General features: G+C 57.8%; 17 protein-coding genes, 11 pseudogenes and 1 other annotated feature. Of the genes and pseudogenes, 14 read left to right on the top strand and 14 right to left on the bottom strand.

What is annotated here, in order from left to right; all coding sequences use genetic code 11:
• Positions 1-886, bottom strand: an 886-nt coding sequence (locus A3C3_RS39975; protein ID WP_245278818.1) for an IS110 family transposase, incomplete at its 3' end; no start/stop codon positions are given.
• A gap of 224 nt (positions 887-1,110) precedes the next feature.
• Between A3C3_RS39975 and A3C3_RS39980 the strand changes: the two are divergent.
• Positions 1,111-2,211 (top strand): annotated as a pseudogene (locus A3C3_RS39980) (IS110 family RNA-guided transposase); the annotation flags it as partial.
• A 681-nt stretch (positions 2,212-2,892) separates the two neighbouring features.
• On the opposite strand, the pseudogene A3C3_RS48735 reads toward A3C3_RS39980, so the two are convergent.
• Positions 2,893-3,024, bottom strand: a pseudogene (locus tag A3C3_RS48735) (IS630 family transposase); the annotation flags it as partial.
• A 268-nt stretch (positions 3,025-3,292) separates the two neighbouring features.
• Positions 3,293-3,922: an IS110 family transposase gene (locus A3C3_RS41945; protein WP_051154552.1), complete on the bottom strand. Its 630-nt coding sequence runs from the start codon at positions 3,920-3,922 to the stop codon at positions 3,293-3,295.
• Between the two features lie 235 nt (positions 3,923-4,157).
• Here A3C3_RS41945 and A3C3_RS0133295 point away from each other — a divergent pair, with 235 nt between their 5' ends.
• Positions 4,158-4,508, top strand: coding sequence for a transposase (locus A3C3_RS0133295; protein WP_022718867.1), 351 nt, complete (start codon positions 4,158-4,160; stop codon positions 4,506-4,508).
• Positions 4,508-4,639 carry a hypothetical protein gene (locus tag A3C3_RS48035; protein ID WP_267903775.1) on the top strand — a complete coding sequence of 44 codons (132 nt, stop codon included), beginning with the start codon at positions 4,508-4,510 and terminating at the stop codon, positions 4,637-4,639. Before A3C3_RS0133295 ends, A3C3_RS48035 begins: the two co-directional genes overlap by 1 nt.
• On the opposite strand, the pseudogene A3C3_RS41950 reads toward A3C3_RS48035, so the two are convergent.
• The 7 genes and pseudogenes from A3C3_RS41950 to A3C3_RS0133330 form a co-directional block, all read right to left on the bottom strand.
• A pseudogene (locus A3C3_RS41950) lies at positions 4,630-5,066 on the bottom strand (ATP-binding protein); the annotation flags it as partial. The gene A3C3_RS48035 and the pseudogene A3C3_RS41950 sit on opposite strands and share 10 nt — an antisense overlap.
• Before the next feature lie 177 nt (positions 5,067-5,243).
• Entirely contained in the window at positions 5,244-6,320 is a 1,077-nt protein-coding gene (locus tag A3C3_RS0133305; RefSeq protein ID WP_051154555.1) for an ABC transporter ATP-binding protein, read from the bottom strand.
• On the bottom strand, positions 6,317-7,324 hold the full coding sequence (locus A3C3_RS0133310; protein WP_022718869.1) for an ABC transporter ATP-binding protein: 1,008 nt from the start codon (positions 7,322-7,324) through the stop codon (positions 6,317-6,319). The genes A3C3_RS0133305 and A3C3_RS0133310 overlap by 4 nt, the downstream gene beginning before the upstream one ends.
• A 1-nt stretch (position 7,325) precedes the next feature.
• Positions 7,326-8,207, bottom strand: a complete 882-nt coding sequence (locus A3C3_RS0133315) for an ABC transporter permease (protein WP_022718870.1) — start codon at positions 8,205-8,207, stop codon at positions 7,326-7,328.
• Between the two features lies 1 nt (position 8,208).
• Entirely contained in the window at positions 8,209-9,150 is a 942-nt protein-coding gene (locus A3C3_RS0133320) for an ABC transporter permease (RefSeq protein WP_022718871.1), read from the bottom strand.
• On the bottom strand, positions 9,150-10,757 hold the full coding sequence (locus A3C3_RS0133325) for an ABC transporter substrate-binding protein (protein ID WP_022718872.1): 1,608 nt from the start codon (positions 10,755-10,757) through the stop codon (positions 9,150-9,152). The genes A3C3_RS0133320 and A3C3_RS0133325 overlap by 1 nt, the downstream gene beginning before the upstream one ends.
• Positions 10,758-10,861: 104 nt before the next feature.
• Positions 10,862-11,962 (bottom strand): serine hydrolase domain-containing protein, encoded by a 1,101-nt coding sequence (locus A3C3_RS0133330; protein ID WP_022718873.1) that lies wholly within the window; start codon positions 11,960-11,962, stop codon positions 10,862-10,864.
• Between the two features lie 400 nt (positions 11,963-12,362).
• Between A3C3_RS0133330 and A3C3_RS45675 the strand changes: the two are divergent.
• A pseudogene (locus tag A3C3_RS45675) lies at positions 12,363-13,132 on the top strand (ImuA family protein).
• Between the two features lie 351 nt (positions 13,133-13,483).
• Here the strand turns inward: A3C3_RS45675 and A3C3_RS47515 are convergent.
• Positions 13,484-13,753, bottom strand: coding sequence for a DUF5372 family protein (locus A3C3_RS47515; RefSeq protein WP_245278819.1), 270 nt, complete (start codon positions 13,751-13,753; stop codon positions 13,484-13,486).
• On the opposite strand from A3C3_RS47515, the pseudogene A3C3_RS45680 reads away from it, so the two are divergent.
• Positions 13,685-13,842: pseudogene (locus tag A3C3_RS45680) on the top strand (transposase domain-containing protein); the annotation flags it as partial. The gene A3C3_RS47515 and the pseudogene A3C3_RS45680 sit on opposite strands and share 69 nt — an antisense overlap.
• Positions 13,843-14,172: 330 nt before the next feature.
• On the opposite strand, the pseudogene A3C3_RS41965 reads toward A3C3_RS45680, so the two are convergent.
• Positions 14,173-15,232 (bottom strand): annotated as a pseudogene (locus A3C3_RS41965) (IS110 family RNA-guided transposase); the annotation flags it as partial.
• A gap of 1,352 nt (positions 15,233-16,584) precedes the next feature.
• On the opposite strand from A3C3_RS41965, the pseudogene eutB reads away from it, so the two are divergent.
• The 8 genes and pseudogenes from eutB to A3C3_RS48280 all read left to right on the top strand — a co-directional run bounded on the left by eutB (position 16,585) and on the right by A3C3_RS48280 (position 25,039).
• A pseudogene (gene eutB / locus A3C3_RS41970) lies at positions 16,585-17,566 on the top strand (hydroxyectoine utilization dehydratase EutB).
• The gene (gene eutC / locus A3C3_RS0133370) at positions 17,566-18,549 is read left to right on the top strand and encodes an ectoine utilization protein EutC (protein WP_022718876.1); all 984 of its coding nucleotides are present in this window, start codon (positions 17,566-17,568) and stop codon (positions 18,547-18,549) included. The pseudogene eutB and the gene eutC overlap by 1 nt, the downstream one beginning before the upstream one ends.
• Positions 18,550-18,622: 73 nt before the next feature.
• On the top strand, positions 18,623-20,050 hold the full coding sequence (locus tag A3C3_RS0133375; protein WP_022718877.1) for an amidohydrolase family protein: 1,428 nt from the start codon (positions 18,623-18,625) through the stop codon (positions 20,048-20,050).
• Between the two features lie 178 nt (positions 20,051-20,228).
• Positions 20,229-21,442, top strand: a pseudogene (locus A3C3_RS41980) (IS3 family transposase).
• Positions 20,511-20,626, top strand: a sequence feature (AL1L pseudoknot). (Overlaps the previous pseudogene by 116 nt.)
• 128 nt (positions 21,443-21,570) lie before the next feature.
• Positions 21,571-23,181 (top strand): ABC transporter substrate-binding protein, encoded by a 1,611-nt coding sequence (locus A3C3_RS0133390; protein ID WP_028740220.1) that lies wholly within the window; start codon positions 21,571-21,573, stop codon positions 23,179-23,181.
• A pseudogene (locus A3C3_RS41985) lies at positions 23,181-23,578 on the top strand (ABC transporter permease family protein); the annotation flags it as partial. The gene A3C3_RS0133390 and the pseudogene A3C3_RS41985, both read left to right, overlap by 1 nt.
• A gap of 349 nt (positions 23,579-23,927) precedes the next feature.
• Positions 23,928-24,392, top strand: a complete 465-nt coding sequence (locus tag A3C3_RS48275; protein ID WP_312866291.1) for an aminopeptidase P family N-terminal domain-containing protein — start codon at positions 23,928-23,930, stop codon at positions 24,390-24,392.
• Positions 24,392-25,039, top strand: coding sequence for a M24 family metallopeptidase (locus A3C3_RS48280; RefSeq protein ID WP_312866290.1), 648 nt, complete (start codon positions 24,392-24,394; stop codon positions 25,037-25,039). Before A3C3_RS48275 ends, A3C3_RS48280 begins: the two co-directional genes overlap by 1 nt.
• A gap of 427 nt (positions 25,040-25,466) precedes the next feature.
• On the opposite strand, the pseudogene A3C3_RS0133415 reads toward A3C3_RS48280, so the two are convergent.
• Positions 25,467-25,776: pseudogene (locus tag A3C3_RS0133415) on the bottom strand (recombinase family protein); the annotation flags it as partial.
• Positions 25,777-25,988: 212 nt separating this feature from the next.
• Positions 25,989-26,258 carry a transposase gene (locus A3C3_RS48740; RefSeq protein ID WP_084797105.1) on the bottom strand — a complete coding sequence of 90 codons (270 nt, stop codon included), beginning with the start codon at positions 26,256-26,258 and terminating at the stop codon, positions 25,989-25,991.
• Between A3C3_RS48740 and A3C3_RS45685 the strand changes: the two are divergent.
• Positions 26,214-26,877: pseudogene (locus tag A3C3_RS45685) on the top strand (helix-turn-helix domain-containing protein); the annotation flags it as partial. The gene A3C3_RS48740 and the pseudogene A3C3_RS45685 sit on opposite strands and share 45 nt — an antisense overlap.
• Positions 26,878-26,950: the final 73 nt, after the last annotated feature.

The raw sequence follows: 26,950 nt of genomic DNA on the forward strand, positions 1-26,950 counted from the left end.
CGATGAAATGATGGAGCTGGTCATAGCTGACGCCGCTATCTCGGGCCGCCATCGGCTGAACGCTCTTGCGATCGCCAGGGCCGATCAGCCCCGCTACATAGGCCGGGCACATCCGCCGCCGCCGCTTGTGCCCCAGCGGCGCCAGAAACGGCTGAAGCCAGTCCATCAACTCCTCATGCCACCCCACCATGACGCGCTCCTCCTCATCGGAACGCGCAGCATCAAGCCATCTTGGATAACAAATCGTTAACGTGCCAAAGTAGTGCAAGGATGCCCCATCAAAGCCTGGGATCAAACACCTAGTCGCCTGGAGGCGCAGGCTACGCCACGCTTCGAGTAAGGGCAGGATTATTCTCGAAAGGCCGGGGTTGTCGGCCAGCAGGAAGCGAATATGCACCTCAAACTTGCCACCCATACTGCACGGAACGATAAGGCCGAACGTTTTCATCAATCCCCGAATCTGGTTCGCCATGTCTAGGGTCGTTCGCATGAGTTTCGTGCGAGCCGCGACCAATGTCCGAGAAAGCATGCTGTCGAAGCCCTTTACTCGGACTTCGCGGAAGAAACCGACCTCCGCCAGGTGCGCGAGCCCATCGGCGTCATTGGCATCGGTTTTGTTGGCGACCATGTCGAGCGCCGCTTTTGCATGACGAGCATCGACGCAAATGGCCGGCAGTCCCTCGGCGCGCAGTGCATGATAGAACCATACTGAGAGAGGGCCTGTTTCGAACACCACGCGTTCTGCATTTGACGCTCGCATGCGGATAAGTTCGGCTATGACGGCGGGGTCAGAGGCGCACTTCCCGCGCCAGATCCGCTTGCCCGCGCGACGGATCGAAATTGCCGTCTCTTTCATCGACACGTCGAGACCGATATACTCTGTCATGGCTGTTCTCCATTGATGCTGGGCCCGGCGTCCAGTCGAGAGCCCGTATCTCATCATATCGGGGAGCAGCCACCTTCCAAGATCATGATCGGATCCAGAGGGACCTCATGCCCGCGATTACACCATGTATGTCCGTCTTCGTGGCAGAGGTGGCTCGCCCTACACTGGTCTTCCGAGGGTTGCTCGGAAGGGCCGAGCCGATCCTCACGACAGGAGGACGAGCCGTGGCAGATTATAGAGAAGCTTTTGTCGGAATCGATGTCGCCAAGCTGAAGTATGCGATTGCGATTGCGGAATCCGGCCGGGACGGAGAGGTCCGCTATTTCGGCGAGGTTGAGGCATCGGATGCAAGCATGCGCCGCATTATCCAGCGGATAGCCGCGAAGTTTGATCGCGTGCATTTCTGCTACGAGGCCGGCCCCACGGGTTACGGCCTCCACCGGCTCATCAAGTCGCTGGGCCATGACTGCATGGTTGTCGCTCCGTCGCTAATCCCGAGAAAGCCTGGTGACCGCGTCAAGACGAACCGTCGAGACGCGCTTGCGCTCGCCCGGCTATTGAGGGCCGGCGAGCTCACGGCGGTCTGGGTTCCCGACGAGGGTCACGAAGCTATGCGAGATCTCGTTCGCGCCCGCTCTGCCGCTGTCGAGACGTTGCGGGTTCATCGGCAACAGGTAAGTGCCTTCATGCTCAAGCACGGGCGCGTCTATCCGCGCAAGAAAGGCTGGACGATGCGGTATCTGCACTGGCTACAGGAGCAGTGGTTCGATCATCCGGCACATCAGATAGCACTGCAAGAAATGGTCGAGGCAGTGCGCATCTCGAAGGAGCGTGTCGAGCGACTGGAGAAAGTGATGGAGGAGTTCGTCCCGAACTGGTCTCTCGGCCCGGTTGTTCGAGCCCTGCAAACGCTGCGCGGGGTCGATCTGATTGTCGCTGTCACCTTTGCCACGGAAGTCGGTGACGTGACCCGATTTGAAAGCCCACGACAATTGATGGGCTATCTCGGTCTCGTTCCTGGCGAGCGATCCACGGGAGAGACCGCAAGACGAGGCGCAATAACGAAGGCTGGCAATGGACGAGTTCGACACATGCTTGTTGAGAGTGCCTGGACGTACCGGCATCCACCGAAGCTGGGCGTGAGGAAGCTGTATCACCTGCAAGGAGCCCCGCCGGCAGTCAGAGAGATCGCTTGGAAAGCTCAGAGCCGATTGACGGCTCGATATCGCTTGCTGGCCGCACGGGGAAAACGAACGACGGTGGTTTGCACTGCAATTGCCCGTGAACTGGCCGGCTTCATGTGGGTGCAAGGGAGGCGCAGGCGATCAGATCGTAGATCACCGCCACCAACTTGCACCTCGCGCATGGGCGGAGGCGGGCCAACGGCAGGGGAATATCCGTCAGACGCTTTGTGGCCGGTACTGACCGACGCCCGCAGTAAGATAGGAACAGCCCCGGACGCACAATCGGGAATGTGGTAGCCAATCCGCGCATCAGAGCTTGATCACCGACGTCCTTCAGTTCCGCCTCCACCCATGCGCGATCATCATGAGAGCCCCCGTTCGCGAGAGCGGTAGCTTCCTATTGCCCAAACCATTGACAACGGACATAAGAGCGCTGTTTTGACCCACCTTTCGGATCACGCCTGATCGCCGATTCTCGGGACCCAAAGAGGGCTCCGACATTTGACGATCACAGGGTTTACACATGGCTCCAAGGCCGATGAGGCGGTGCGACGGTTCGAGATACCGACAGCGGTAGATCGCCTAGATGCCATCTTTTTCATCAGTGATTGTGAAGACGCCGGTTGAAAGCCCTTCTGCCGTCAAAAGCCCTTGTAACATGCGGCTTCGGCGAACGGACATTCGACGTGCAGTTCGTCGATCCGCTGCATCAGCATGAGAGCGCAATCGGAGGCGGGACGAGGCAGACATGATCTCTCGCGCAAGTTCCAAAGAGTGCGGTTTCGGCAGTGAAGCTGGGTGAGTGATACCAACGGGCGCTGATCATGACTGATGTGCCCAGTCGCGGAGGCCGATAGACATGATCTTCCATGGCTGATCGACGAGCTTGTTCCATGCGGCGCAGCAGTGGGTGACGATGTCGTCGTAGTCTTTGAAGATGCGGTTGGAGAGCCAGTTGCATTGTAAAGTAAATTCGGCAACCTCGGCGCTCCCCTGTTGTCATTGGGTGCGGGTAATTTGAAGCGGCTGCAGGGCTGGAGACAGAGCTTTAACGGTTGAGTAGACTCTGATGCGCGGGTTGAATACCGCATCTCGGTGTGTTCGTCCTGGGCTGCCTCGATCTGCCAGCGGGCGTCGATTTAGAAGTTATCGGCCACACAATTCATACGAGGGTTCCCGACCGGAGCTCTGCCTCCGGCACTACGCAGCTGCAGGACTGTTGTCAGATTGCAGTATTCAATTTGACGTCACCTTTTTTCGCGACGCCACGCGTTGCGCTATTGCTGGCCGGCCGTTGAACTTCTCGGCCTATTGCCCACAGGAAGGCGGCCATTTCACGGGGGATCGCGGTCGTGACCAATGTCTGACGCTTTCCGCCAGCGACCAGCCGCCGGTAACGTACGCAAAGACGAAGCTGTGCTTTCCAGGCAATGTCGCGCACCGCCTTTGACAGGCCCTCCTGGCGAACCTGTAGCGGCCGGCTTACGCGGGGCGGATAGCGATAAGTCCAGGCTCCTTCGATTAAAACCCGACGCGCTCTCGCGTTACCAGTCTTGGTAATACTGCCTCTACGGACTGTGTCGCCCGTAGACCGCTCGTTCGGGACTAACCTCAGATAGCCCATTAGTTGTCGCGGCGTTTCAAAACGACGGATATCGCCTATGTCCGCAACAAACGTGACGGCAGTGATGAAGGCGACACCACGCAGCGCCTGGTAAGCAGCGATGACGGGCGCCATAGACCAAGATGGTATGGCTTGGGCAATATGTTGATCCAGGCGCTTAAGCCGTGTTTCAGCCTCTTCAATAGCCTGCCGGTACTCGTGCAGGACAAGGTATTGGGTTTGATGCAAAAAGATGAGGTTGGCGAGCCAGTGCGCATGGTCTCAAGCCGGGATAAATGCGATTGTGGCGCAGGAGAAACGCCTCAAGATGCTGCCGCTTCTCGCGCAAATCCTTCATGGCAGCTTCACGCGCCCGAATGTGAACCGGCATGCAAATTTGACCCCTGTGTGGAGTGCGCCCCTTGGGGTGGACAGACCGGGATGACGAATTGACCGGCCTACCGGGTTTTCGGAAAGAAGACCCATGGCAAAACACCGCAGTCACAGCGTCGAATTCAAACGTCAGGTCGCGCAGGAATTCCTGGCCGGCGAAACGCTGCATGGTCTGGCAAAACGCCACGACGTGTCGCGCAACCTTATCCGCATCTGGGTTCAGAAGTACGAGGAAGGCGCATTCGACGACGATGCGCAGGCGGCCGATCTCATCCAGGAATACGAGGCCCGGATCGCCGCCCTTGAGCGGCTGGTTTGCAAGCAGGCTCTGGAATTGGAGTTTCTAAAGGGGGCTCTGAAAAGCGCACCGCGGCCGAAAAACGGGACTACATCCGTCATCACCGGCCCCGCGGCATCTCCGTCGCGGAAGGATGCCGGCTGATGGGAATCGCGCGCTCCACCTATTATGACCGCCCGGAACGGCCGGCCGGCGACACCGCGATCGTCGAAGCGATGTTCGCGATTTGCGACGAGTTCGAGTGCTACGGCTACCGCCGCGTCGGAAGCAAATGAAAGAGCAGTGCGCCACCGGAGGCGCTTAACGGCAGGTAACCGAGCTCGTCGAGGATCACGAGATCGGAATGAACGAGATTGGCGATCTGCCCGGAACGCCCTTGCACCTGCGTTGACCAACTCGACGGTGGAGAAGAAGCGGACCACGCTTGTGGTGATGCTCGATGGCCTGCGAGCCGATGGTGGTGGCGATGCGGGTTTTGCCCGTGCCGGGACCACCGACCAGCACGATGTTGTTGGCCTCGTCGATGAAGTCGCAGCGATGGAGCTGGCGCACGAGCGCCTCATTGATCTCGCTGGTGGCAAAATCGAAGCCGTTCAAGTCCCGGTAGGCCGGAAAGCGGGCGACTTTGAGCTGGTAAGCAACTGACCGGACCTCCCGTTCGGCCGTCTCGGCCTTGAGGAGTTGCGACAGGATCGGAACGGAACGTCCAGGATGCTGGTTTCTCTTGTTTCAGGCCGCGCGTGAAGAAGGTCGCCGACTGCCGCCATCGTGAAACGGTCTGCAACGTTTGTTTCGATCGAACCGATCGTATCGAAGTAACCACCCCGCAGGATCGCAGGGGGACCAGGCTTCTCTCACTTTTCACGATTACGCGTCTGATTAAGTAATGTTCGGTTTCTCCGATGCTCGAATAGACTCATTAGCCCGTGCCAGACGAGCTGTTGGACAATCTCGTGCAGCAGCCGATTGCCCCTGCATGCCTGATGCAGGGGCGCGTACATGGCAGGCCACGACGCGGCCGTCTGTCATCGGTACCAAGGGTGGAACTTCGATTCGACAACGCTCGACCGCGAGTGGGCAACGGGGATGAAACGTGCACCCGCTCGGCGGGTTGATCGGGCTTGGCACCTCGCCCGCGACGGGCGCCTCGAGTCGAACGCCCGTGGGATCCGGTACAGGTGCCGCCGCGATCAGCGCTTCGGTGTAGGGGTGGACCGGCTTCGCGAAGAGGGCCTCGCATGTGGCCAGTTCCACAATCCGCCCCAAATACATGACCGCGACACGATGGCCCAGATGCTCCACAACAGCGAGGTCATGCGAAATGAAGACGAAGGCGATGCGCAATTGTTGCTGAAGATCCATAAGCAGATTCAGAATCTGTGCCTGCACGGAGACATCCAGGGCAGAAACGGCCTCGTCGGCGATGATAATTGACGGCTTAAGCGCCAGTGCCCGCGCAATACCGAGTCGCTGGCGTTGGCCACCCGACAACTCCGACGGCAGCCTGTGCATCATCTCGGGCGACATTCCCACCTTATGGAGAAGGTCCGCGGCAAGGGCTTCACGTTGCTTGCGGTTGAGACGCTCATAATTCTCGACGGGTTCGGTGATGATCTGTCCTGCGGTAAGTCGCGGGTTCAGCGACGAGTAGGGATCTTGAAACACCATCTGCATTAGACGGCGATACGCGCGAAGCTCGTGCTTCTTAAGGCCTGCTATATCGGTGCCATCGATCATGACGCGTCCACCCGTCGGATCCATGAGCCGCATCAACAGGCGGGCGACGGTGGACTTTCCACAGCCGGATTCGCCGACGATGCATAATGTCTCGCCCGCTTCGACAGAGAAGGACACGTCCTCCACCGCCCGCACCACCGGTGTGGTCTTCTTCAGGAATCCCGCACCAATGGGATAATGCTTGGTCAGATTTTCGACTTTTAGCAACGGACCGCTCATGCGCATACAATCTCCTCTGAGCGCCAGCATGCCGCGGTGTGACCCGATTCGATGTCACGCAGCACAGGCGTCTTTTCGCGGCAAATGTCGATTGCGAACGGGCAGCGAGGTGCAAAGCTGCACCCGATAATCGGGTCACGGAGATTAGGTACAATTCCAGGAATTTCGGGCAGACGGCTCTGTCGGCCTCGCCGCCGATCAGGTACGGAGCGCATGAGGGCCTGAGTGTACGGGTGCATGGGTCGCGCGAACAGATCCATCACGGAAGCTTGCTCGATGATCCGGCCGGCATACATAACGATAACGCGTTGGCATGTCTCGGCCACGACGCCAAGATCATGGGTAATGAACATCACGGCCGTCCCGGTGCGCTCCTTCAGATCGACGATCAGCCGCAGGATCTGCGCCTGGATAGTGACGTCGAGTGCGGTTGTCGGCTCGTCGGCGATCAACAGTTCCGGCGAGCAGGCAAGGGCCATCGCGATCATGACGCGTTGGCGCATGCCGCCCGACATTTCATAGGGGTAGTTGCTGACACGGCGCTCGGGGTCCGCGATGCGGACGAAACGGAGCATCTCCTCAGCCTTCGTCAACGCACTTGAACGGGAAACGCCCGTATGAATCTGTACCGCTTCGGCAATCTGGTGGCCAACCGTGTAAACCGGGTTTAGGCTCGTCATCGGATCCTGGAAGATCATGGCGATCTTTCCGCCGCGGATCTTTCGCATCTCCTGCTCGGACAACTTCAAAAGGTCTTGTCCGTGGAACCGTACCTCGCCGCCTACAGTTCTGGCTGTCAGCTTCGGCAGTAGGCGAAGAATGGAAAGAGCGGTAACGCTCTTGCCGCACCCGGACTCCCCGACGACACCGACGGTTTCGCCCTTCATTATCTGGAAACTGATGCCGCCCAACGCGCGAGTGACGCTCTCTTCCCCGTAAAAATGCGTTTCAAGGCTTCGAACGTCTAGAAGTACGTCATGCCTTATCGTTTTATGCATTTGCATGTCAGCGCCTCCGCTTTGCGCGGGGATCGAACATATCACGCAGACCATCCCCCAGAAGGTTCACCGCAAGCACCGTGACGGCGAGACATATCCCGGGGCCAAAGATCGTCAGTGGAGCCATGGCAAGATACAGCCGCGAACTGGCAATCATGTTGCCCCAGCTGGGGATCTCGGGTGGAACACCTGCGCCGAGGAAACTCAGCGCCGCTTCCGTAATAATCGCGCTGGCACAGACTATGGCGCTCTGCACCATGAGCGCCGGAATAGTGCTCGGGAGGATATGCCGCCACAGCACTTTGTGGAGCCTCGCACCGCCGCAGAGGGCGGCCTCCACGTACGGACGTTCTCGCACGCTAAGGACTACTGAACGAACCAAGCGCGCGACCGCGGGCGTTTCAGGGATCGCTATGGCCACGATAAGAATACCGATCCCGGGGCCGGTCAAAGAGATAAGGGCAATGGCCAACAGGATCGTCGGGATCGACATCAAACCGTCCATCACCCGCATCATAACACTATCGAAGGTGCGGTTGTAACCGGCGAGAATGCCGATCAGGAGCCCGACAAGACCGGCGCAAGCAGCCGAAGCCAACCCGACCATCAGGGATATCCGCGCGCCGAAAATTGTTCGGGCAAACACATCGCGGCCCAGATGGTCACTCCCGAACCACATTTCGCCCGAAGGTGGCTTTAGTCGTTTGAACGGATCCATGTTCCCTGGATCGCCGGCGTAAAGCGGGGCCGAGAGCGCCAGAACGATCAGAAGCGCCAACAGGCCACCGCCGATAAGAACCAGCGGATGCCGCCTTGCGAGACGGGCAAGGCCGGAAAATCCGAGCGGGGCCGTCGGCGTGATTTCAAGTGTTGCGGCGGGGAGCGTCATATCAGTACCGGATGCGCGGGTCGATCAGCATATAGGTTAGATCGACCGTGAGGTTGATGAGGACGTACAGTCCCGAAGTCAGGATGAGCACGCTTTGAATGATGGGATAGTCGCGGTTGTTGATTGCGTCGACGACCAGACGACCAATACCGGGTATGTTGAACACCGTTTCCGTGATAACGACGCCGCCGATCAGATAGGCGAAGCTTATGCCAACGACGGTGAGGATCGGTACGCCGGCATTCTTCAAAGCATGGTGGAAAAGCATTGCATAGGACGATGCGCCTTTAGCAGCTGCCGTTCGCATATAGTCTTCCGACAGAACTTCCAGCATGCTGGCCCGCGTGACCCGGGCGATGAAGGCAATGAAGCCGAGGCCCAAGGCAACGGTGGGCAGGATCAGGTGCACAAACCAGAGTGCGATGCCGTTGCCGATCGGCACATATCCCTGGACCGGCAGCCAGTGTGTTCGTACGGCGAAAAAGTAGATCAGGAAGAAGCCGATGACGAAGACCGGAACGGAACATCCTAGTGCCGAAAATGCAGTAAGAATCCGATCGACGAAACCTCCAGTTCGCCATGCTGCGAGGACCCCGAAGGAGACGCCGACCGTTACCGCAAGAATCATTGTCAGGATTGCCAGCGACACAGTCGGTTCAAGCCGTTGCGACAAGAGTTCAAGAACCGGCCGTCCGGCAAGTATGGAAGTGCCAAAATCTCCGCTGAGCATGTCGCGTACCCAATGTATAAACTGAACCGGCATAGGATCGTTCAAGCCGAGTTGCTCGCGGATGCCGGCGATCATCTCCTCCGTGGCCGACCTGCCGGCGATCATGGCAGCCGGATCGCCAGGCGCCAGCCTGAGAAGCAGGAAGACGAAGATCCCGACCATCACCATGACGGCGATGGTCGAAACCAATCTGCGAAGGATGTAACCAGCCATTACGCCTTAGCCTTCTGCATGTTCCACATCGGAATCGACCCATCCGTGCTAATGACGCCGGTAAGTGTCTTCCGGCGCGCGGAGGGCGAGACAGCTTGACCCAGGAAAACCGCTCCCACAAAATCAAACCAAAGATGTTGCATCCGGCGGGCCAGAGCCTTGCGCTCATCCATCGTTTCGACTACGGCCCACTTCGCGCGTAGCTCCTCATATTCATCGTTTTTTGGCCAGCCATACCAAGCGTTTTCGCCATTCGCCTGGAGGAGAGCGGTTCCGAGCGGATCGGAGAGGGCGCCGTTGGGCCAACTCGATATGTGGATGTTCCAGCCGCCTTCCTCAACGGGACCTTTGTTCGCTCGGCGCGCGACAACGCCGGCCCAGTCGCTCGGCGCCAACTCTACATTGACGCCGATTTTCTTCAACTCTGACCCTAGTAGTTGTGCGGAAACGTCCGCCTGCGGCCAGTCAGTTGAATCGAGAATGACGACCTTTTCACCGGCATATCCAGCTTCCACGAAGAGTTGTCTGGCCTTTTCCGGATCTCGGCCTTGCTTGTACCATTCCGTGTTTTCGTCATTTGAGTAAGGCGAACCATTGCCGAACAAAGACGAAATGGGATGGGCGTACCTTGGATCGGGAGCCATGACCCGCAGGAACGCCTCCTGATCAACCAGATGCAAGAGCGCTTGACGCGCCTTGACGTTGTCGAACGGCGGCTGGAGGAAGTTTGTCCGCGCAAACATGCATTGCCCCCCTGTGACCACAAGCTGGAGCTCAAGGTTGGGATCTCCCTCGACTGTTGCATAGAAGTCGGGGGGGCAGGTAACCAGGAAATCAATTTCACCCGCCTGCAGCGCGGCTAATGCCGTCTGTTCATCGGAGATGTTCTCCCATATGACCCGCTCGACGTTCACGACCTTGCCGCCAGCGAAGCCGTCGGGCGTCTCGCCGCGGGGCACGTATTGTTCATTGCGGTCGTAAGTGAAGCTCCCTCCGGGCTTGGCGAGAGCGTGATTGAACTTGAAGGGCCCCGATCCGATGTTGTCGGTTACCTGCTCCGTTGGCGGAAGATTCGCGTCCTTCTCCCGCATTATAAATAGAGGCTGTCTTGGCGTGGCCAGCGCGTCAATCAGAAGTCCAAATGGTTCCGTCAGCGCGATCGTGAAGGCTTTGTCATCCTTCTTTAAGACATCCTTGGTCATTTCCATGATCAGTTTTCCACTCGGGGTCGCTGCGCCCCAACGGCGGATCGAAGCGACACAGTCCGCCGCGGTGACGGGTGTGCCGTCGTGAAAACCCAAGCCGTCCCGAAGCGCGAATGTATAGGTCAACCTGTCCTCGGAGACACCCCAGTTCCCGATCATTTGCGGGCGCGCTACCCCTTGGGAGTCGAGCGCAAAGAGTGTATCATAAATCGCTAGGGCATGGATTCCAGTTTCAGAGGTTGTCGTAAAGACCGGGTCAAAAATCGAGGGGAGATTGCCCAGCACCATGCGGATCACGCGCGCGTCTGGTGATGCCGCCTGGGCCCGCAGGATAGTCGGAGCCGACAAGGCGGCTCCGGCGTATACACTCAGCTTGATGAGATCGCGTCGAGAAATTATCATGTGTTTCCTCCCTGTTTGAGTAGTTTCTTTTGAGTAGTTTCGTTGCTAACTTTGTCGGCGGGATCGCCCCCTAGGGGCCAAGCCTTTCGAGCGCACTAGCTCGCCTATTTCACGATTGCCCTCTCCACCAGCTTCTTGAACTCTGGGCGCGTCGCATTCCCCGTCGATTCCGACTGGGTCAAGTAGAGGCCGATCAGATCATTTGCCTTGTCAACCCAGGATAAAGTGCCTTGAAATCCGCCATGCCCAAAAACATTATCGCCGAATACTTGCCACTGGAGACCGTATTCTTTCGAAACCAAGCCTGGGCTCGTTGCGAGTCGGACGGTCTCCTCCGACAGCAAGCGGCGTTCGCCAAAGCGCCCACCGTCCAGCGTACAGGACAAGAACTTCGCATAATCGATTCCCGAGGCGAAAAGGCCGCCGGATGCGCGGAAAAACGGGACTTCCTCCGGTTGCGTGTTATCCCAGGACTTCGTCCAGGGGCCGGTCTCGCCGCCGTTCTCCCTGCAGTAGCTTGCTGCCACACGTCCTGCACGTGGATCGTCCGGCTGCAGCTTGAAGTCTAAAAACGAGTCGCCCATCGCGAGCGGCTCCAAAATTCGGGTCCTGATGAAGTCTTCGACTGGCATTCCGGAGATCTCGGCGACAACCGCTCCAAGAGTGCTCGAGCCCGGATCACTATATTCATATCGCGTGCCCGGCGGATGTTCAGGCCCTCTTCGACCGACTTCGTCAACTGCCTCCCGCAGTGAGGCGTACCGGGAGCCGTTATTCTCGACGATCGAGCCGGTGATTCCAGAGGTGTGGGTGAGAAGTTGGTATATCGTAATGTCGCGCGAACGCTCATTATCAAATGCCGGGAGATATTTGGACACGCTGTCCTGGAGCGTCAGCCGCCCCTCTTCATTCAACATCAGGATGGTCGTGCCGAGGAGCGGCTTTGTCATCGAGCGCATCATGAAGATTGTGTCGGTTTTCATCGGGATCTGGCGCTCTCGGTCGCTCCAGCCGACCGCCTCGTGCAACACGATCCGATTCCGGCGGATCACCAGCATCACCGCACCAACGATGCGGCCGTCGTCCACCCAGACCCGAGCAGTCTCGACGGCGTGCCCAAGGGATTGCGGCGACATGCCCACGCTTTCGGGCCACGCGGGCGAGAAGCGTTCACTCGATTCGTACAGGATGGCCTCACAGCTCATTATGCTCTCCACAATTGTCGAAGCAGGGGCAATCCGCTGCCACCATTCTCCACTAGCTCTCGCGCATCAATTGTTCTAATATTTATTTTAATGAATCATTCGTGTCAATCCGACACTTGGCCCTTTAATTGCGGGTCTTGGTCAAGCTTGGGGAGGCCTACTCGGCCTTCTGCCAAAGTATGTAGTCACCGTTGAATTTTGATCGGGCCGGCGCATGTGAATAGGGGAAAACGGCAGTGACTAAAACTGCCTGAAAGGCGGCAGCTTCGGAGGATGAGATTTCCATCTTGCAATTTCGCATCTGGCTGCAGAACATGAACCCAATGATGTGCCGTAGGTTTCAATTTCTCTCGATGATGACGCCACGCGAGTTTCATGACGGCTTTCAGGTCGCGATGGGATGGCAAGGCATCCACCTTTATCTCGTAGCGTCCTGCCTTTCGGGGTCCGCGAGATCGACGCGCAGCTGCCAGGCGGCGGGCTCGCCTATGGCGCGCTTCATGAAGTCGCCGGTGGCGGAAACGGCGCCGTCGACGGCGCGGCTGCGGCGCCCTTCATCGGTGGCATCGCCGCCCGCACCACCGGAAAGGTAGTCTGGTGCCTCACCCGCTTCGATCTCTTCTTTCCGGCACTTGCCCAGGTCGGGCTTCATCCCGACCGAGTTGGAGAATCTAATCCAAGTGCGACAAGGAAGAGACGGTGCTCGCAAGCTTCGAAGAAGCGTTGCGTTATGGAGGCCTCGGGGCTGTCGTTGCCGAACTGGTGCGCCTGCCGATGACGGCGTCGCGCCGGCTGCAGCTGGCGGCGGAAAAGTCGGGGACCTCGGGCCTGGTCATCCGCCGCTGGCGGCGCCAGACGGAAGCCGCCCACTTCGGAATGCCGACGGCCGCGGCCACGCGCTGGCGGATCTCGGTGCTGCCGTCCGAGCCGCTCCCCGTGCCGGGCGTCGGGCGGGCGCGATTGCTGGCGGAACTGATGCGCGTCAAAGCAGGGGAGGGAGGCGAATTCATCATCGGAGCATGCGATGGCCAGGGTCGTATCTGTCTTTCTTCCGACACTGCCGACCGGCCGGATCAGACGGGCCGATCCTTCGCTTCCCTCCGCCGACAATTCCGACCTGCTTCGGATCGATATTCAGGAACGAACGCAAGCGTTCCAGCCATTGGTTGAGCAGTTCGCGACGGTGACCGCTTACGATCGAGGAGACCATCCGCGGCCAAAACCCTGACGCCCGTGTCGCGGCGCGTCAGCAAATCTCTGCGGTGGTTGTCGCCGACCTCTTCGCCCTCTGGCAGAAGACCCTGCCGCGGTTCTTCGGCAAATCGAAGCAGAAGTGTTAAGGCTTCCCGGCGCCGGGTTCGCTCAGGTCTACGGCCGGGCTGTGACGAACAGATCCAATTGCATGCGAAATTGCCTTCTCATGGCCTATCCCTTCGGCTTCTTGCACCGAGCGACAGGGTACGAGAGAAGCAATCAAAGCACGCAGTTCAACGAGCTTCGTTGCCGAAAGGCGCGGCTCGGCTACAATCTTGATCGAACCTGCCGCAGGATCAAACATCCATGCGGGATTTGAAATGAACCACCATGGGCTTGCCGAATGAGCAGATAGGTGACACCTTCGTGTTCATGGCTGCCGGTTACCAATACGGTCTGGTCTACCAGTGGATGGAAGGGATAAGTGACCCTGGATTCGAATGTCAGAAAGCCGGCATTATGAACCCCGGCTTCGACGGCGGTGGACGGACCTGGGCGACCATTGCGACGCTGCTGCAGACAGCGAAGATGAACCATATAGAACAGCTTGCCTGGCTCACTCTGACCCTCGAGCGCTGGCCGAGCTCAGAAATCGACGCGCTCTGCCGTGGAACTATCCAGGCTGAACGGCCTCGGTTTGCCGCTCTGATGTCGGTTGTCAACGCTGTAGACGCGCCGAGTCGCTCGTTCCGCAGAACGGTCATATCGATAGCTCGCGCATTGAGATGCAGGCGGAACTGATAGGACGTCGGTGATCAAGCTCTGATACGCGGGTTGGCTACCGCATTTCCGATTATGCGTCCGGGGCTGTTCCTGCCTTACTGCGGGCGTCGGCCATGCGGGCCACAAAGCGGTGAACGGACATTCCCCTGCCGTTGTCCCGCCTCCGCCAATGCGCCAGTCGGTGTGCAGCGGCTGTTATGACGTGGTCCGTCGCGCCTCCCTTGCGATCGCAAGCCGGCGAGTTCCCGTGCGACCGCCGTGCACAAGACTGTCGACTTCTTCCCTCGGGCGCTCAGCATGCGGTAGCGGGCCGTCAGCCGGGTCTGCGCCTTCCAAGCGATCTCGCGAACCGACGATGATACCTCCTGTAGGCGATATAGCTTCACTTGCCGATCCGAGGCGGATACCGATACGTCCAGGCGCACTCAACCAGCACTCGGCTATTGCCTGCTTTGGTAATGCCGATCCGCTTTATTGTCTCCCCGGTCAATCGCTCGCCGGGAACAAGACCTAGGTAACCCATCAACTGGCGGGGGCTCTCGAACCGGCCGGCACCCCCCACTTCCGTCACAAACATCACCGCGGCGATGAGATCGACACCACGCAAAGCCTGGAGATCGCGCACGATCGCAGCGAGTGATCAGTTCGGCACGAATTCTGCGATGACCGTCTCCAGTCGCTCCACCCGCTCTCTGGCAGTCCGCACCGCTTCCACCATCTCCTGGAGCGCGATCTTATGGGCAGGATGGTCGAAGTGCTGCTCTTGTAGCCATCGAAGATAACGCATCGTCCAGCTCTTCTTGCCGGGATAGGGACGACCGTGCTTCAACATGAAGGCGTTAACTTGCTGGCAATGGATGCGCAACATTTAGACAGCACTCGCGCGAGCCCGGACAAGGTCGCGCATGGCCTCATGACCTTCATCGGGAACCCAGACCGCCGTCAGCTCGCCGGCCCGCAATAGCCGGGCGAGCGAAAGGGCATCGCGGCGGTCCGTCTTTACCCGGTCACGTGGCTTCCTCGGGATCAACGATGGAGCGACGACGATGCATTCGTGACCCAGTGAGCGGGATCAGCCGGTAAAGCCCGTAGCGAGTGGGGCCCGCCTCATAACAGAAATGCACGTGCTCAAACTTTGCCGCAATCTGCTGGATCGCACGGCGCATGGCGGCATCAGACGTCTCAACTCGCCCCATAGCGTATCTCGTCGTTTCGGCCGGATTCAGCGACAGCAATCGCATTCTTTAGTTTTGCAACATCGATGCCGACAAAAGCTTCTCTATAATTAGGCACGGCTCGTCCTCCTGTTATGAGGATCGGCCCGGCCTGTCCGAGCAACCCTCGGAAGAACAGTCTAGGGCGAGCCACCTCACTCCCGAAGAAGGACACACGGTCTTACGATCAAGCGGCGTACCGAGCTCATCGGCACCTTCCCCAATGATGACGCCATTGTTCTCGGCGCGCTCCTGCTCGAACGGAACGATGAATGGGCCGTCGAGCGCGCCTGACACATGACTCTGGAAACCATCAGCCTGCACGCCGTGGAGCGCTGATCATCCCGGCCAACGCCGGAGAGCACGGCGGCCAGGCCGTTTGCTACACCACCTCACACGACGCGATCACCGACTACGCCACCGCGGTGCGTCGGGCCCTTGGCGCAATAGGCGCATGTAGCATGGGATCGGTTCAATGCCGCCTCTTGCATGTCATACCAAAACTTTCGTTCTGAGCCGGGAACTAGCTATTTTTCTCGATTGCGTAACGCCCTAAGGAATAATGGAGCGAGCAACAACCATTGCTATTTGACCTCTGCTTTGGCCGTGTCCACTTGAGGACGGTTCTGTTCGAAACTGGACACATAGATCAGACGCAAATATTCGGTCGCCGTAGCGTAGACGCTTGGTTTGCCGCTCTTTACCGCACATCCTTGTCGGTGGCACGCCGATTGCGTGGGCACGTGAGGAAGCCGTTACGATCATAACGTCGCAGTCTCTAGATCAGGGGTCTACATGAAGAGCGCTCGCACGATCCAGAGCAATGCCGATAGAATCTTCGCTGTCGGATGCGGCTCCGCCCAGCAGCTCGGGCCTACGGCCCGCGTCCGCGGTGATAAGTTTCATCGAGGGCAAGCGCGCAGTAACCCCGGGTGAGCTGGAAGCCAACGGCATCACACATTACAGGTAACAAGACTCCTATCGTGAACAGTTATTATGACCATTAACGGCCAATGCGTCGGCTCTCCTTTCTCGGACCCAAAGACGCAATGGCGATCAACAAAGGACTGCAGGCATTTCCATGAGGGATCACACTCTGTAAGCAGGAGATAACATCCCTTGTGGTGTGCCGCCTCTCGAAATTTCGCTGATTTCCGGCGCCATGCCCGCGAAATCGCAGCAATGCCGTAGCACTAGCTTAAGAAACGCAGGATTTGAGCGCCCCTGCTAGTCTAAAGTCTTCAAAGCTAAAGAAGGTAAGATAGGTCCCTGGCGTTCTTAGTAGTTCCTCAAGCCGGTGCTCGGTCCCGAGAGTGGATTCGAGCGTCGGCAGCGGTGCGATCTCGAGGGCGAAACTGTGATCAAATCTCTGTAGCTGATCCCTGAGTTTACGCGAGTATCGGCCCTTATTCAGTTGAAGGAATGATTTACATGGTTGATCTCGGCGCTATTAAGGATGCACGTAACCGCATCATGGGGCATATTCTTTCGACACCATTCGTTCGATCACCAGCGCTGGCAGATATTTGCGGCGTGCCGGTAGGTCTGAAGCTTGAGCACCGTCAAACGACAGGCAGTTTCAAGATACGCGAGGCGACCAGTGCCATTTTCAAACTCACCGAAGCCGAGCAGGCACGTGGGGTCATCGCCGTCTCGACTGGTAATCATGGTCGTGCGCTGGCTTATGCAGCCCGTGCTGTGGGTTCGAAGGCTACGATCTGCATGTCGCGGCTGGTGCCGGAAAACCAAGTTTTCAAAATCCGGCGCCTCGGCGCGGATGTTCGTATCGTTGGAAATTCACAGGACGACGCGCAGGAGGAAGTTGAACGCCTCGTGCGTGAAAACGAGCTCGTACTGCTGCCGCCATTCGATCATCCGGATATTATTGCTGGACAGGGGACAATCGGCCTCGAGATCGTCGAAGCTATGCCCGATGTCGAAACCGTGATCGTGCCAATCTGGCGGGCTGGCTGCCGGAATAGCGGCAGCGGTCAAAGCTATGCGGCCTCAAACGAGAGTCATAGGAGTTACCATGGAGCGCGGTGCGGCGATGAAGGCTAGTCTCGACGCCGGCCAGCCTATTCTGGTGGAGGAATTGCCGACACTTGCTGACGCGCTAGGCGGAGGCATCGGCCTCGACAATGAGCTGACGTTCGCCATGTGTCGAGATTTGCTAGATGACTTTGTCTTGCTGAGCGAGGATGAGATCGCGGCTGGTATTCGACATGCTTACCAGAACGAACGCGAAATCATCGAAGGTGCGGGCGCTGTCGGGGTCGCGGCGCTGCTCGCGCGCAAGGCCGCCGGATTGCGCGGGCCGATCGCGGTTGTGCTTTCAGGCTGCAATATCGATATGGAACTGCATCGCCGGATCATATGTGGAATGAGCAATGCGCTTGGAGGAGAGACTTGATGCCGACAATCAAGATACTGGCAGAGCGCGAGCTTAGGGAAATTGTCCCGCTCGACTTGGTAGCAGTGCAATGCGTCGAGCGCGCATTTCATTCGCTCGCCACCAACACGGTAGCGATGCCACCCATCCTGCGACTTGATATCAGCGAACATCGAGGTGAGGTCGACGTCAAAACGGCGTACGTTCACGGTTTAGACGGCTTCGCTGTCAAGATTAGCCCCGGCTTCTTTGACAATCCGAAGGTCGGCCTTCCGAGCACAAGTGGCTTAATGGTTCTGCTTTCCAGTAAAACCGGTTTGTTGCAAGCACTGTTGCTGGACAACGGCTATTTGACCAACGTTCGCACGGCTGCTGCGGGTGCGGTTGCAGCAAGGTATCTTACGCGCAAGGACGCTTCCGTTGCGGCAATCTTGGGTGCTGGAATTCAAGCTAGATTGCAGTTGCAGGCGCTCACGCTGGTCCGGCCTATACGTGAGGCTCGTATCTGGGCGCGCAACGCGTCTCAAGCCGAAGCCCTTGCGCGGGAGCTATCCAGGGAATTGGGGATTCCCGTAACCGCTTTCGCGAAGGCAATTGAAGCCGTGGCTGGCTCCGATATCATTGTCACCACGACGCCAGCTGATCAACCGATCTTGAGTGCTGCTTGGTTGGAACCCGGACAGCACGTCACAGCTATAGGATCGGACGCAGAACACAAGAATGAGGTCGAACCGACTGCGATTGTTAGGGCGGATCTATATGTCGCCGACAGCCTCAGGCAGACCCGCACTCTTGGTGAACTACATCATGCTATTGCGGCCGGCATCGTTGCATTCGACGCAAGCTTCCCGGAGCTTGGCGAGATTATTGACGGGACGAAAATGGGCCGCTTGAGCCAGAAACAAACCGATCTCACCGGTACCGGTATCCGGGATACTGCAATCGCCTCGCTCGCCTTAGAACGTGCGGAAGCCGCGGGGGCTGGATCGTCGTTCGAGAGCTGAGTTTGAGAGGTCAAGTTGGGCACATAATCGGCAATCGAATAATAGCGCCACCCATTCAGAAGGACTAAATAAGATGACCACAGTCGCGACCACGACGGCAGACACCGCCTCGATCGCCGTCCACCGCAAGCTGCAACACCTGCCGACGTTCCTGAACCGGCAGAATCCTGAGTTTGCAAGGATTTTCGATGCGGTCAGCGAGATGCCGCTGGACGATACCCACTGCCATCTTGTGACGGATCGCGATGCCATCACCACCCCACAGCGGTTCCTCGAGCGCATATCGCTGGCCGGCTACCCGTTCCCCAACTACTTTCCAAAGGGCGTCTACCAGAAATGGGTCGACGGAGATGAGGCCACTCGGCACGCACTAAATAAGCAATACGATGTCCAGGCCAAGGTCGACGATATGACTTTTCATATCTCCCAGGGCATTTTCATAAAGTTCCTGGTCAAGGAGATGGCGCAGTTCCTGGATTGCGAGCCCTGCTTGGACGCTGTGATCGAAGCGCGTAACGAACATGGCAACGATTACGGCGGCTATATGAATAGCCTGTTCCGGGATGTGAACTACGAGAACATCATGCTCGATACCGGTTTCAATGAAGATACGGGTCGTGAGCAGATCGAGAAATTCGAGGCGGCCATCGCGCCGTGCCGTTCGCATCGGATTGCCCGAATCGAAACTATCCAGCGGAAATACCTTCCTCTCGACATTTCCTTTGATGAATTTGAGGCACGGTTCATCGCAGATCTGCTCGACAATCTCGACGGTACTGGCAATTTCGGGAAGCCATCGGTCGGTATGAAGTCCTACCTCCTTCCATATATCGGCTTGATCAGGCCGCTCCATGAGCGTGGACCGGCAGCGGAGTCATGGAACGCGTTTCGAAAAGCCTATGCCGACCTGCCGGAGATGGAGAGGGAAGCACCCCATTTAGTTACGAAAGATCTTAACCGCTATACCTTCACGCTGAGCCTTGAGGAATGCCTCAAGCGCGACATGCCGCTGCAGATTCACACGGGCGATGGCGAGGCACCGGACGTCATTCTCCGGAATCAGGATCCATTCTATCTTGAGGAAGTCGTCCGCTTCGACAAGGACGGAAGGATGCGACAGCCAAAGATCATTCCGCTGCACGCCGGCTATCCCGAGGTCGGCAAGGCCGCCTGGCTCAGCCATCTCTATTCAAACTGCTACTTCGAATTGTCGGTTATGACGCCGCAGGTTCATCAAAATCTTTACGAGAGATACAAGCAGATCCTCGAGGTTGTTCCACTTTCAAAGGTGCTATTCGGCAGCGACAACTACCACGTGCCGGAATTGTTCTGGATCTCCGGCCGTTGGGGGAAAAGATATCTGGCCCAAGCGTTGGCCGATTATGTGGACTCCGGAACCCTTACATCCGAGGAGGCGATCGAGGCCGCGCGCATGATTCTATTTAAGAACAACCGCGCCGTTTACAACCTAAACGATACATGGGCGCAGAAATTTTCTTAACTCAAAGAGGTTGGGACATTGGAGGAAGGTAGAGTGACACAGGAGATCAGCTCACCGCAAAGGCTTTGGACTGTCTTACCAACGCGCACGGCGGGAGGTTTCGAGACCAAAAAACAAAAAAAGGTTGAACCGCGCCGGGTTTGCCGGGGGCTTCAACTTTTGAGAAAGTAGAGCCGATATGAGCAAGACGACAAACAAATTTTCACCTGAAGTCCGCGCCCGTGTGGTTCGGATGGTTTTGGATCACGAAGGCGAATATTCCTCGCGGTGGGCAGCGGTTTTGTCGATCGCCGCCAAGATCGACTGCACGGCGCAGACGCTCAATGAATGGGTGAAGAAGGCGGAAGTGGACGACGGTTCCCGGCCCGGACTTCCCAAGCGACGTCGCCGAGAAGATGAAGGCTCTCGAGCGGGAGAACCGGGAGCTTCGTCAGGCCAATGAGGTATTGCGCAAGGCGTCTGCTTATTTCGCGATCGCGGAGCTCGACCGCCCATGAAACGATGATTTCGTTCATCGCTGAGCATCGTGCGGTGTTCGGGGTCGAGCCGATCTGCAGACCGCTGCCGATTGCCCCATCCACCTACTATGAGAACATCGCAAAACGTGAGGACGTGGACCGCCTGTCGGTCCGCGCCCGCAGCGACATCGCCTCAAAGATCGAGATACGCCGTGAAGAGAACTTTTGGGTCTATGGCGTGCGGAAGGTCTGGCGTCAGTTGAAGCGGGAGGGCTTCGACCTTGCCCGGTGCACCGTCGCTCGGCTTGTAACGTCGATGGGACTTCAGGGCATCATCCGCGGCAAGCCGATCCGCACGACGGTCCCGGACAAGACGGCCCCCGGCCCGCTCGACCGGGTGAACTGCCAGTTCAAGGCTCCCGCGCCGAACAGGCTCTGGGTTTCGGATTTCACGTATGTCGCCACCTGGCAGGGTTTCGTCTATGTGGCCTTCGTCATCGATGCCTTCGCGCGCCGCATTGACGGCTGGCGGGTGAGCCGAACGGCGCATGCCTCGATGCCCTGGAACAGGCGCTCCATGATCGGCGTCCTATCCATGGCGGCGGTCTCGTGCATCCCTCGGACAGAGGCGTTCAATACGTGTCGATCAAGTACTCGGAGCGACCGGCCGAGGCGGGAATCGAACCTTCCGTCGGAAGCGTCGGCGACAGCTACGACAACGCCCTCGCCGAAACGCTCAACGGGCTCTACAAGGCCGAGGTCATCCATCGGCGCGGCCCGTGGCGGAGCTTCGAAGCAGTGGGATTTCGCTACTCTGGAATGGGTCGACTGGTTCAACCATCGGCGGCTTCTGGAGCCAATCGGCAACATCCCGCCAGCCGAAGCCGAGGAGCACTATTACGCCATGCCGGAAGAACCAGCCATGGCTGCATAACTTAAACCAAACAGCCTCCCGCAAACCCGGCGCGGTTCAGGTCTTCATATCGAGCACACCAGAGAGGAGCAAAGTCAATGACAAAAAGACTGTTCACAACACAACAGCAGAGCCAGGGAGGTAGGAACATGACGATTTCTCGACGAGATCTTATCAAGACAACAATCGCTGCAGGGGCGGTTCTGTCAATCCCGTCGGAGATGCGTGCACAAACGTCATTGGTAGACGTGCGCACTATCCGCATGCGGCAGTCAACTGATCTTCAAGTGTTCGACCCAATCTGGACAACGTCTACCCCTACCGCCCACTACGGTGCGGCGATTTACGATCAGTTGTTTGCGCTCGACTCTAATTTCATGCCGCAGCCACAAATGGTGGGTAACTGGGCTATATCTGACGACAAGAGGACTTATACCTTTCAACTGCGGGATGGCCTTCAGTGGCACGATGACACCCCCGTTACTGCTTCCGACTGTGTCGCATCCATTCGACGCTGGGCAGAGGTGAGTCCCGCCGGACAGTTGATTATGGCCCGGACTACTGACATTTCAGCCAAGGACAAAAATACTTTCACAATCGTGCTCAAGGAGCCTTTGTCGCTGCTTCCGTCTCTGCTCGCCGAAGTTTCACCACCAATCCTGTACATTATGCGTGAGCAGGATGCGAGTCGCCCCGCAAGCGAAAAAGTGACTTCGCATATCGGATCCGGGCCCTTCAAATACAACGAAGCACTTGCCAAGCCGGGGGCGAGCTACGTCTACGACAAAAACGAGAAATATATACCACGGCAGGAGCCACCTGATGGATTGGCAGGGGCGAAGGTCGTGAAGGTCGATCGAGTCGTGTGGGATATTATCTCAGATGATCAGACTGCTTTGGCGGCGCTGCAGACAGGGGAGGTCGATTATCTGGATAGGGCACCTGTTGATTTACTGCCCGTGATCGGAAGTGATCCCAACCTCGTTCTTCAAGTTCTGGACAAAGCGGGGGCGAATTTCATCCTGAGGATGAACTTTCTGCAGAAGCCGTTCGACAATGTGAAGGTTCGCCGAGCGATGCTTCACTTGGTTGATCAGGAAGCGTTCCTGAGCGTCATGCACCCTGACGCGGAGCACACCCGCGTCGTCACGTCAATATTCGGGAACGAAACGCCCTACACCAACGATGCGAATACTGGTTGGTACAGGAAAGGCGGCGATCCCGAAAAAGCCAAACAGCTCCTCAAAGAGGCTGGATATGCCGGCGAAAAGATCGTTATTATGTCCCCCACCGACTGGCCGCCCTACAGTAACGGTTCGCAGTTGTTGGTCGCTGAACTGCATAAGATCGGGGTAAACGCAGAACTCGCGGTGATGACTTGGGCGGAGCTTGCGACACGTCGGGCGAATAAAGGCCCGATCGAGGATGGCGGTTGGAGTATATTCATCACGGACTTTCCGGATTACGTACACGGTAATCCACTCAGTGCCTCCGACCTCGCCGCAAATGGAGACCAAGCTTGGTATGGTTGGCCTAAGAACGACGAATATGAGGCACTGAGGGCCAAATGGCCGGATGTTGAGACTCTTGAGGAACGCCGGGAACTCGCCCGAAAAATGCAGAGTCTCTGGTGGGACTTCGTCGGCGATGTGAGGTTGGGTCAATTTATTTCGCCGGCCGCCCATAGAAAATCACTCACCGGCCTGATCGGCATGCCGCAAATCGTCCCGATGTGGAACGTGCAGAAGACGTCGGCCTGATGGGTATCTTTATCTTGCGCAGACTGATTTCCACCATCGCTGTCATGGCGATGGTCGGGATTTTACGTCTTCCTGCTTCTCAGGCTGGCGCCGGGCGACCGAGCGGTGATTATCGCCGGGTCGGCGACGGCGGAGATGATTGACGGCATCCGCGAAAACCTGAATGATCCCCTGCCGATCCAGTTCTTCCATCGGGTACAAGACGTGCTCGGCGGCAATTTCGGCACCTCGATCTTTGCCGGACGACCCGTTCTCGAACTGATGTCGCAGCGGCTGGAGCCGACCGTCTCCCTCTCGACCCTGGACAGTGATCGTTTCGGTTACGGTTGGGATATCGTTCGGCATCCTCGCCGCGTGGCGATCCGGTGGCCTCGTCGACCGCCTCCTCACCGCCTTCTGTTGGAAGCTTTTGCATGCGTGATCTCAGTTTCTGCTCCGATCACCTGGAGGTGCGGATGAGAATTCCCAAGCCGGTGCTTTTCGGTCGCCTTCAGCAAGGAAGCGAGTTCGCGACCCACCTCGAGAATAACGGCCAGGCCGACGAACCGACCGCAAAGATGCGGCCACCGAACCTGCGTAACTGTCATCAGGATACTGGTACACGTTCAAGTATCTACCACTTTCCGAGGGTAAGGCAGGTCGCGCAGGATCTTGTCCTTCTTCATGGTAAACTTAACTAACTTAAATACAAGTGAAGGAGTTGATCTCATGGCAATGCCCCTCAGGCGTTCCCGCGGAATGAATATTTGCGCCGCTTGTCGGCTGTCAAGACGGAAATGGAGCAGCAAGAACTTGAGGTTTTTGTCATCACGAACATTGCAAACATTGCCTATCTGACCGGCTATACCGGCAAAACTGGCAAGGACGTGCAGGCTCTCATCGTCTCGGTGAAAAATGAAGAGCCGACGTTCATCACACGTCGTCAGGATGTCCCAGGGGCGCGCCATTTCATGTTTATCGATTCCAATCGTGTCATTGGTTACCCCGAAGATCTCGTTGCCAATCCGAATCCGCTGAAAGACGAATGGGACGCGGTAACCGATCTCCTTCTGGACAATGGCTTTGGGCACCGTCGGATAGGGATCGAGATGAAGATCCTGGCGTTCCCTGTCGTCGAGAAATTCAGAAAAAGAATGCCAAACGCGCGATTCATTGACTTCGATTGGATCAACTGGGTTAGAGCGTCAAATCCGATCTCGAGATCGCTGTGATGCGCGAAGCTGCCGCCATCAGTGATGCAGCAATGCCGCGGGCAAAAGAAGTCATTCCTCCGGGTGTTGCTGAGGCAAGTGCGGCGGCGGAGATCATCTCGACGCTCATCAAAGGCGTTGACGGCAAGCCAGGCGGGGATTTGGCCAGTTTCTTCCTTTGCGCATCACCGCGGATATCCACGCCGCATATCCGGTGGGAAGACGTTTTTCGTCAGGTGTCTCAGGTCAACCTTGAATTCGCCGGCGTCCGTCATGCCTACGTTACGCCGTTGATGCGTACGGTTTCTGTCGGCAAGCCGTTCGATCGTTTGCGTCGGATTCACGAGGGTGAGGTCGCTGGCCTGGAGGCCGCTCTTGACGTCGCCAAACCGGGCGCAACGTGCAGCGATGTAGCCACGGCCTTCTATCAAACACTTAAGAAACATGGCTTCGAGAAGGAGTCGCGATGGGGAATCGACTGGACGGAACCCACGGCCAGTCTGAGGACAGGGGATCTCACGATCCTGCAACCAAACATGACCTTCCATCTAATGCTCGGAAACTGGGTTGATGACGATTTGGGCTACGCCATCAGTGAGTCGTTTTGGGTTACTGAAACCGGCGTCGAGACGTTCAGCACCCTGCCGCGGGAAATCTTCGAGGAATAGGGTTGTAAGTTTGGCTGCAGCGGCCGACTCCCCTCAAGTTTCGTTGGCGGGCTATTTCTCCGATTCTCAAGGTGGGCCGCACGTTAGCTTGAGCGATATGGCCTTCAACACACTGCGGCTTAGCATGAACGGATCATGCTGCCATGCTGCTGAGCTTTCTTGAGGATGAGAATTCCAAGCTCCAGACTGTGGGCTGTGCCGTAGTCGCATCAGAAGTCCGCGCGCTTGGGACAGCGTTCGCCGGGGACAGCAGAAAAGATTAAGGAGTTGATCGAAATCTCGACAACCGAGAGCGCGGAATGAAACTCGTCGAGTCGGCCAGTGACTTGCTGAAGAAGATCGTAAACCATATCAGTCTCATTCAGACGGTATCAAGTATTGCCATGAAAGCAACACGCCAGGCGAAGCATGGAACTCGGGGGCGCAGCGCGCTTCCGAGCTCGCGGAACCGGGCGAAAATCAGCCGGATCACCTCCTGGATGCGCAGGTCAGGATCGAAGCCGAGACCAATCTCGCGATGCCAGATATAGCCGAACGGCACGCTTATGCGCAGTTTACCACGGCGCGCTTTGGCGCGAGCAGCATCGAGCATGCGCGCACGCAGCACGCCGAGTTCAAACTCACTGATGGAGCCCTTCATGCCGAGCAGGAGTCGGTCGTTCGGTCGACGAAACGCGCGCCTCAACCAGGCCGCAGAGCTCCAACAGGTGATTCCAGTCGCGGCCGTTGCGCGCCATGCATCGCATGTGGAGTGACGAAACCGAGTTTTACTGGAGCAGAAAAGACGCTCCTGGCCCGGCTCGACGTTGCGCTGTTGACGGCTCCGCGCCGAGCCTGACGTCGTCGAAGACCGAACAAGAGGGGTGACGACATTCCGCCGCGGCGGTATCGATGTCCTTCGCGGGCCGATGGATGAGTTGAGTTCGTTGCAAGCCCTGTGCCGGTCTCATCAGTTGCGCTGAGGACGTCTCCTAGATTGGAACGCTTCATTCTTCCGATCCCATGGTGGGAGGGCCAAGGTGCCGATCCCGAAGAGAAGCAAGATTCCGCGAAGACCATCTAACCGGCCGGAACGCAAAGCTCGAAAGCGCCAGCGGAAGAGCTGGCTCACATGGATACCTGCCGATCGCGCGATCTCGGAAACGCGCGCCTCCGGCTCAAACGTTGCCGCGACCAGGAGGGTAGTTTCTCGACAGAGAGCGCGCGACGGCTGGCCCACCGGGCACTTGCTGGCTACTTCGCCGCCGCGGTGGTCATGCCGTACAAGCCCTTCGCCAAAGTAGTCGAGGCGCGCCGTTACGATGTTGAGGCGGTCGCACGTCAATTTGGAACCAGTTTCGAGCAGACCGCTCATCGGCTGACAACGCTTCAAAAGCCCGGGCAGGAGCGGATCCCGTTCTTCTTCATTCGGGTGGATGCTACGGGAAATGTATTGAAGCGCCTCGACAGCGCCAACTCTCCATTTGCCAGGCACGGCGGCGGTTGCGGTTGTCCGCTATTGACCCTGCATCAGGTCTTTTCCACGCCTCGACTGTGCTGACGCAATGGCTGGAGCTGCCAGATAGTCAACAGTTCTTCTCAATCGCCCGAACAGTAAGCTCGGGGGAGGGGCATATGGCCTTCCCCGGGTAGAGCGGGCCGTGGCTCTGGTTTGTGAAGCGACCCATGCCGAACGCCTCGTGTATTACCGACAGGCACAATCCACATCGCCGACGCCGATCGGTATTACCTGCCGCCTCTGCCAGCGTGATAGCTGCAGATCCCGATCGGAGCCGCCGATCGGCCGGCAGATTCTTCTCGACTACTACCGCCGCACGGACGCGCCATTCGGGTTTTCCCGATTAGGAGCACCGGGATTCACAGTTTCAAGCTCCGACTACTGCGCTTTCGCCTTTTCCCTCGCAGCCACGA

It is taken from the genome of Rhizobium mongolense USDA 1844, from assembly GCF_000419765.1.
GTDB lineage: Bacteria > Pseudomonadota > Alphaproteobacteria > Rhizobiales > Rhizobiaceae > Rhizobium > Rhizobium mongolense.

What these genes read in the sequence shown, in the direction of transcription:
- A3C3_RS0133295 (WP_022718867.1), top strand. Translation starts at nt 4,158, where the DNA reads ATGGCAAAACACCGCAGTCACAGCGTCGAATTCAAACGTCAGGTCGCG.
- A3C3_RS48035 (WP_267903775.1), top strand. Translation starts at nt 4,508, where the DNA reads ATGGGAATCGCGCGCTCCACCTATTATGACCGCCCGGAACGGCCGGCC.
- A3C3_RS0133305 (WP_051154555.1), bottom strand. Translation starts at nt 6,320, where the DNA reads ATGAGCGGTCCGTTGCTAAAAGTCGAAAATCTGACCAAGCATTATCCC.
- A3C3_RS0133310 (WP_022718869.1), bottom strand. Translation starts at nt 7,324, where the DNA reads ATGCAAATGCATAAAACGATAAGGCATGACGTACTTCTAGACGTTCGA.
- A3C3_RS0133315 (WP_022718870.1), bottom strand. Translation starts at nt 8,207, where the DNA reads ATGACGCTCCCCGCCGCAACACTTGAAATCACGCCGACGGCCCCGCTC.
- A3C3_RS0133320 (WP_022718871.1), bottom strand. Translation starts at nt 9,150, where the DNA reads ATGGCTGGTTACATCCTTCGCAGATTGGTTTCGACCATCGCCGTCATG.
- A3C3_RS0133325 (WP_022718872.1), bottom strand. Translation starts at nt 10,757, where the DNA reads ATGATAATTTCTCGACGCGATCTCATCAAGCTGAGTGTATACGCCGGA.
- A3C3_RS0133330 (WP_022718873.1), bottom strand. Translation starts at nt 11,962, where the DNA reads ATGAGCTGTGAGGCCATCCTGTACGAATCGAGTGAACGCTTCTCGCCC.
- A3C3_RS47515 (WP_245278819.1), bottom strand. Translation starts at nt 13,753, where the DNA reads ATGGTTCATCTTCGCTGTCTGCAGCAGCGTCGCAATGGTCGCCCAGGT.
- eutC (WP_022718876.1), top strand. Translation starts at nt 17,566, where the DNA reads ATGCCGACAATCAAGATACTGGCAGAGCGCGAGCTTAGGGAAATTGTC.
- A3C3_RS0133375 (WP_022718877.1), top strand. Translation starts at nt 18,623, where the DNA reads ATGACCACAGTCGCGACCACGACGGCAGACACCGCCTCGATCGCCGTC.
- A3C3_RS0133390 (WP_028740220.1), top strand. Translation starts at nt 21,571, where the DNA reads ATGACGATTTCTCGACGAGATCTTATCAAGACAACAATCGCTGCAGGG.
- A3C3_RS48280 (WP_312866290.1), top strand. Translation starts at nt 24,392, where the DNA reads ATGCGCGAAGCTGCCGCCATCAGTGATGCAGCAATGCCGCGGGCAAAA.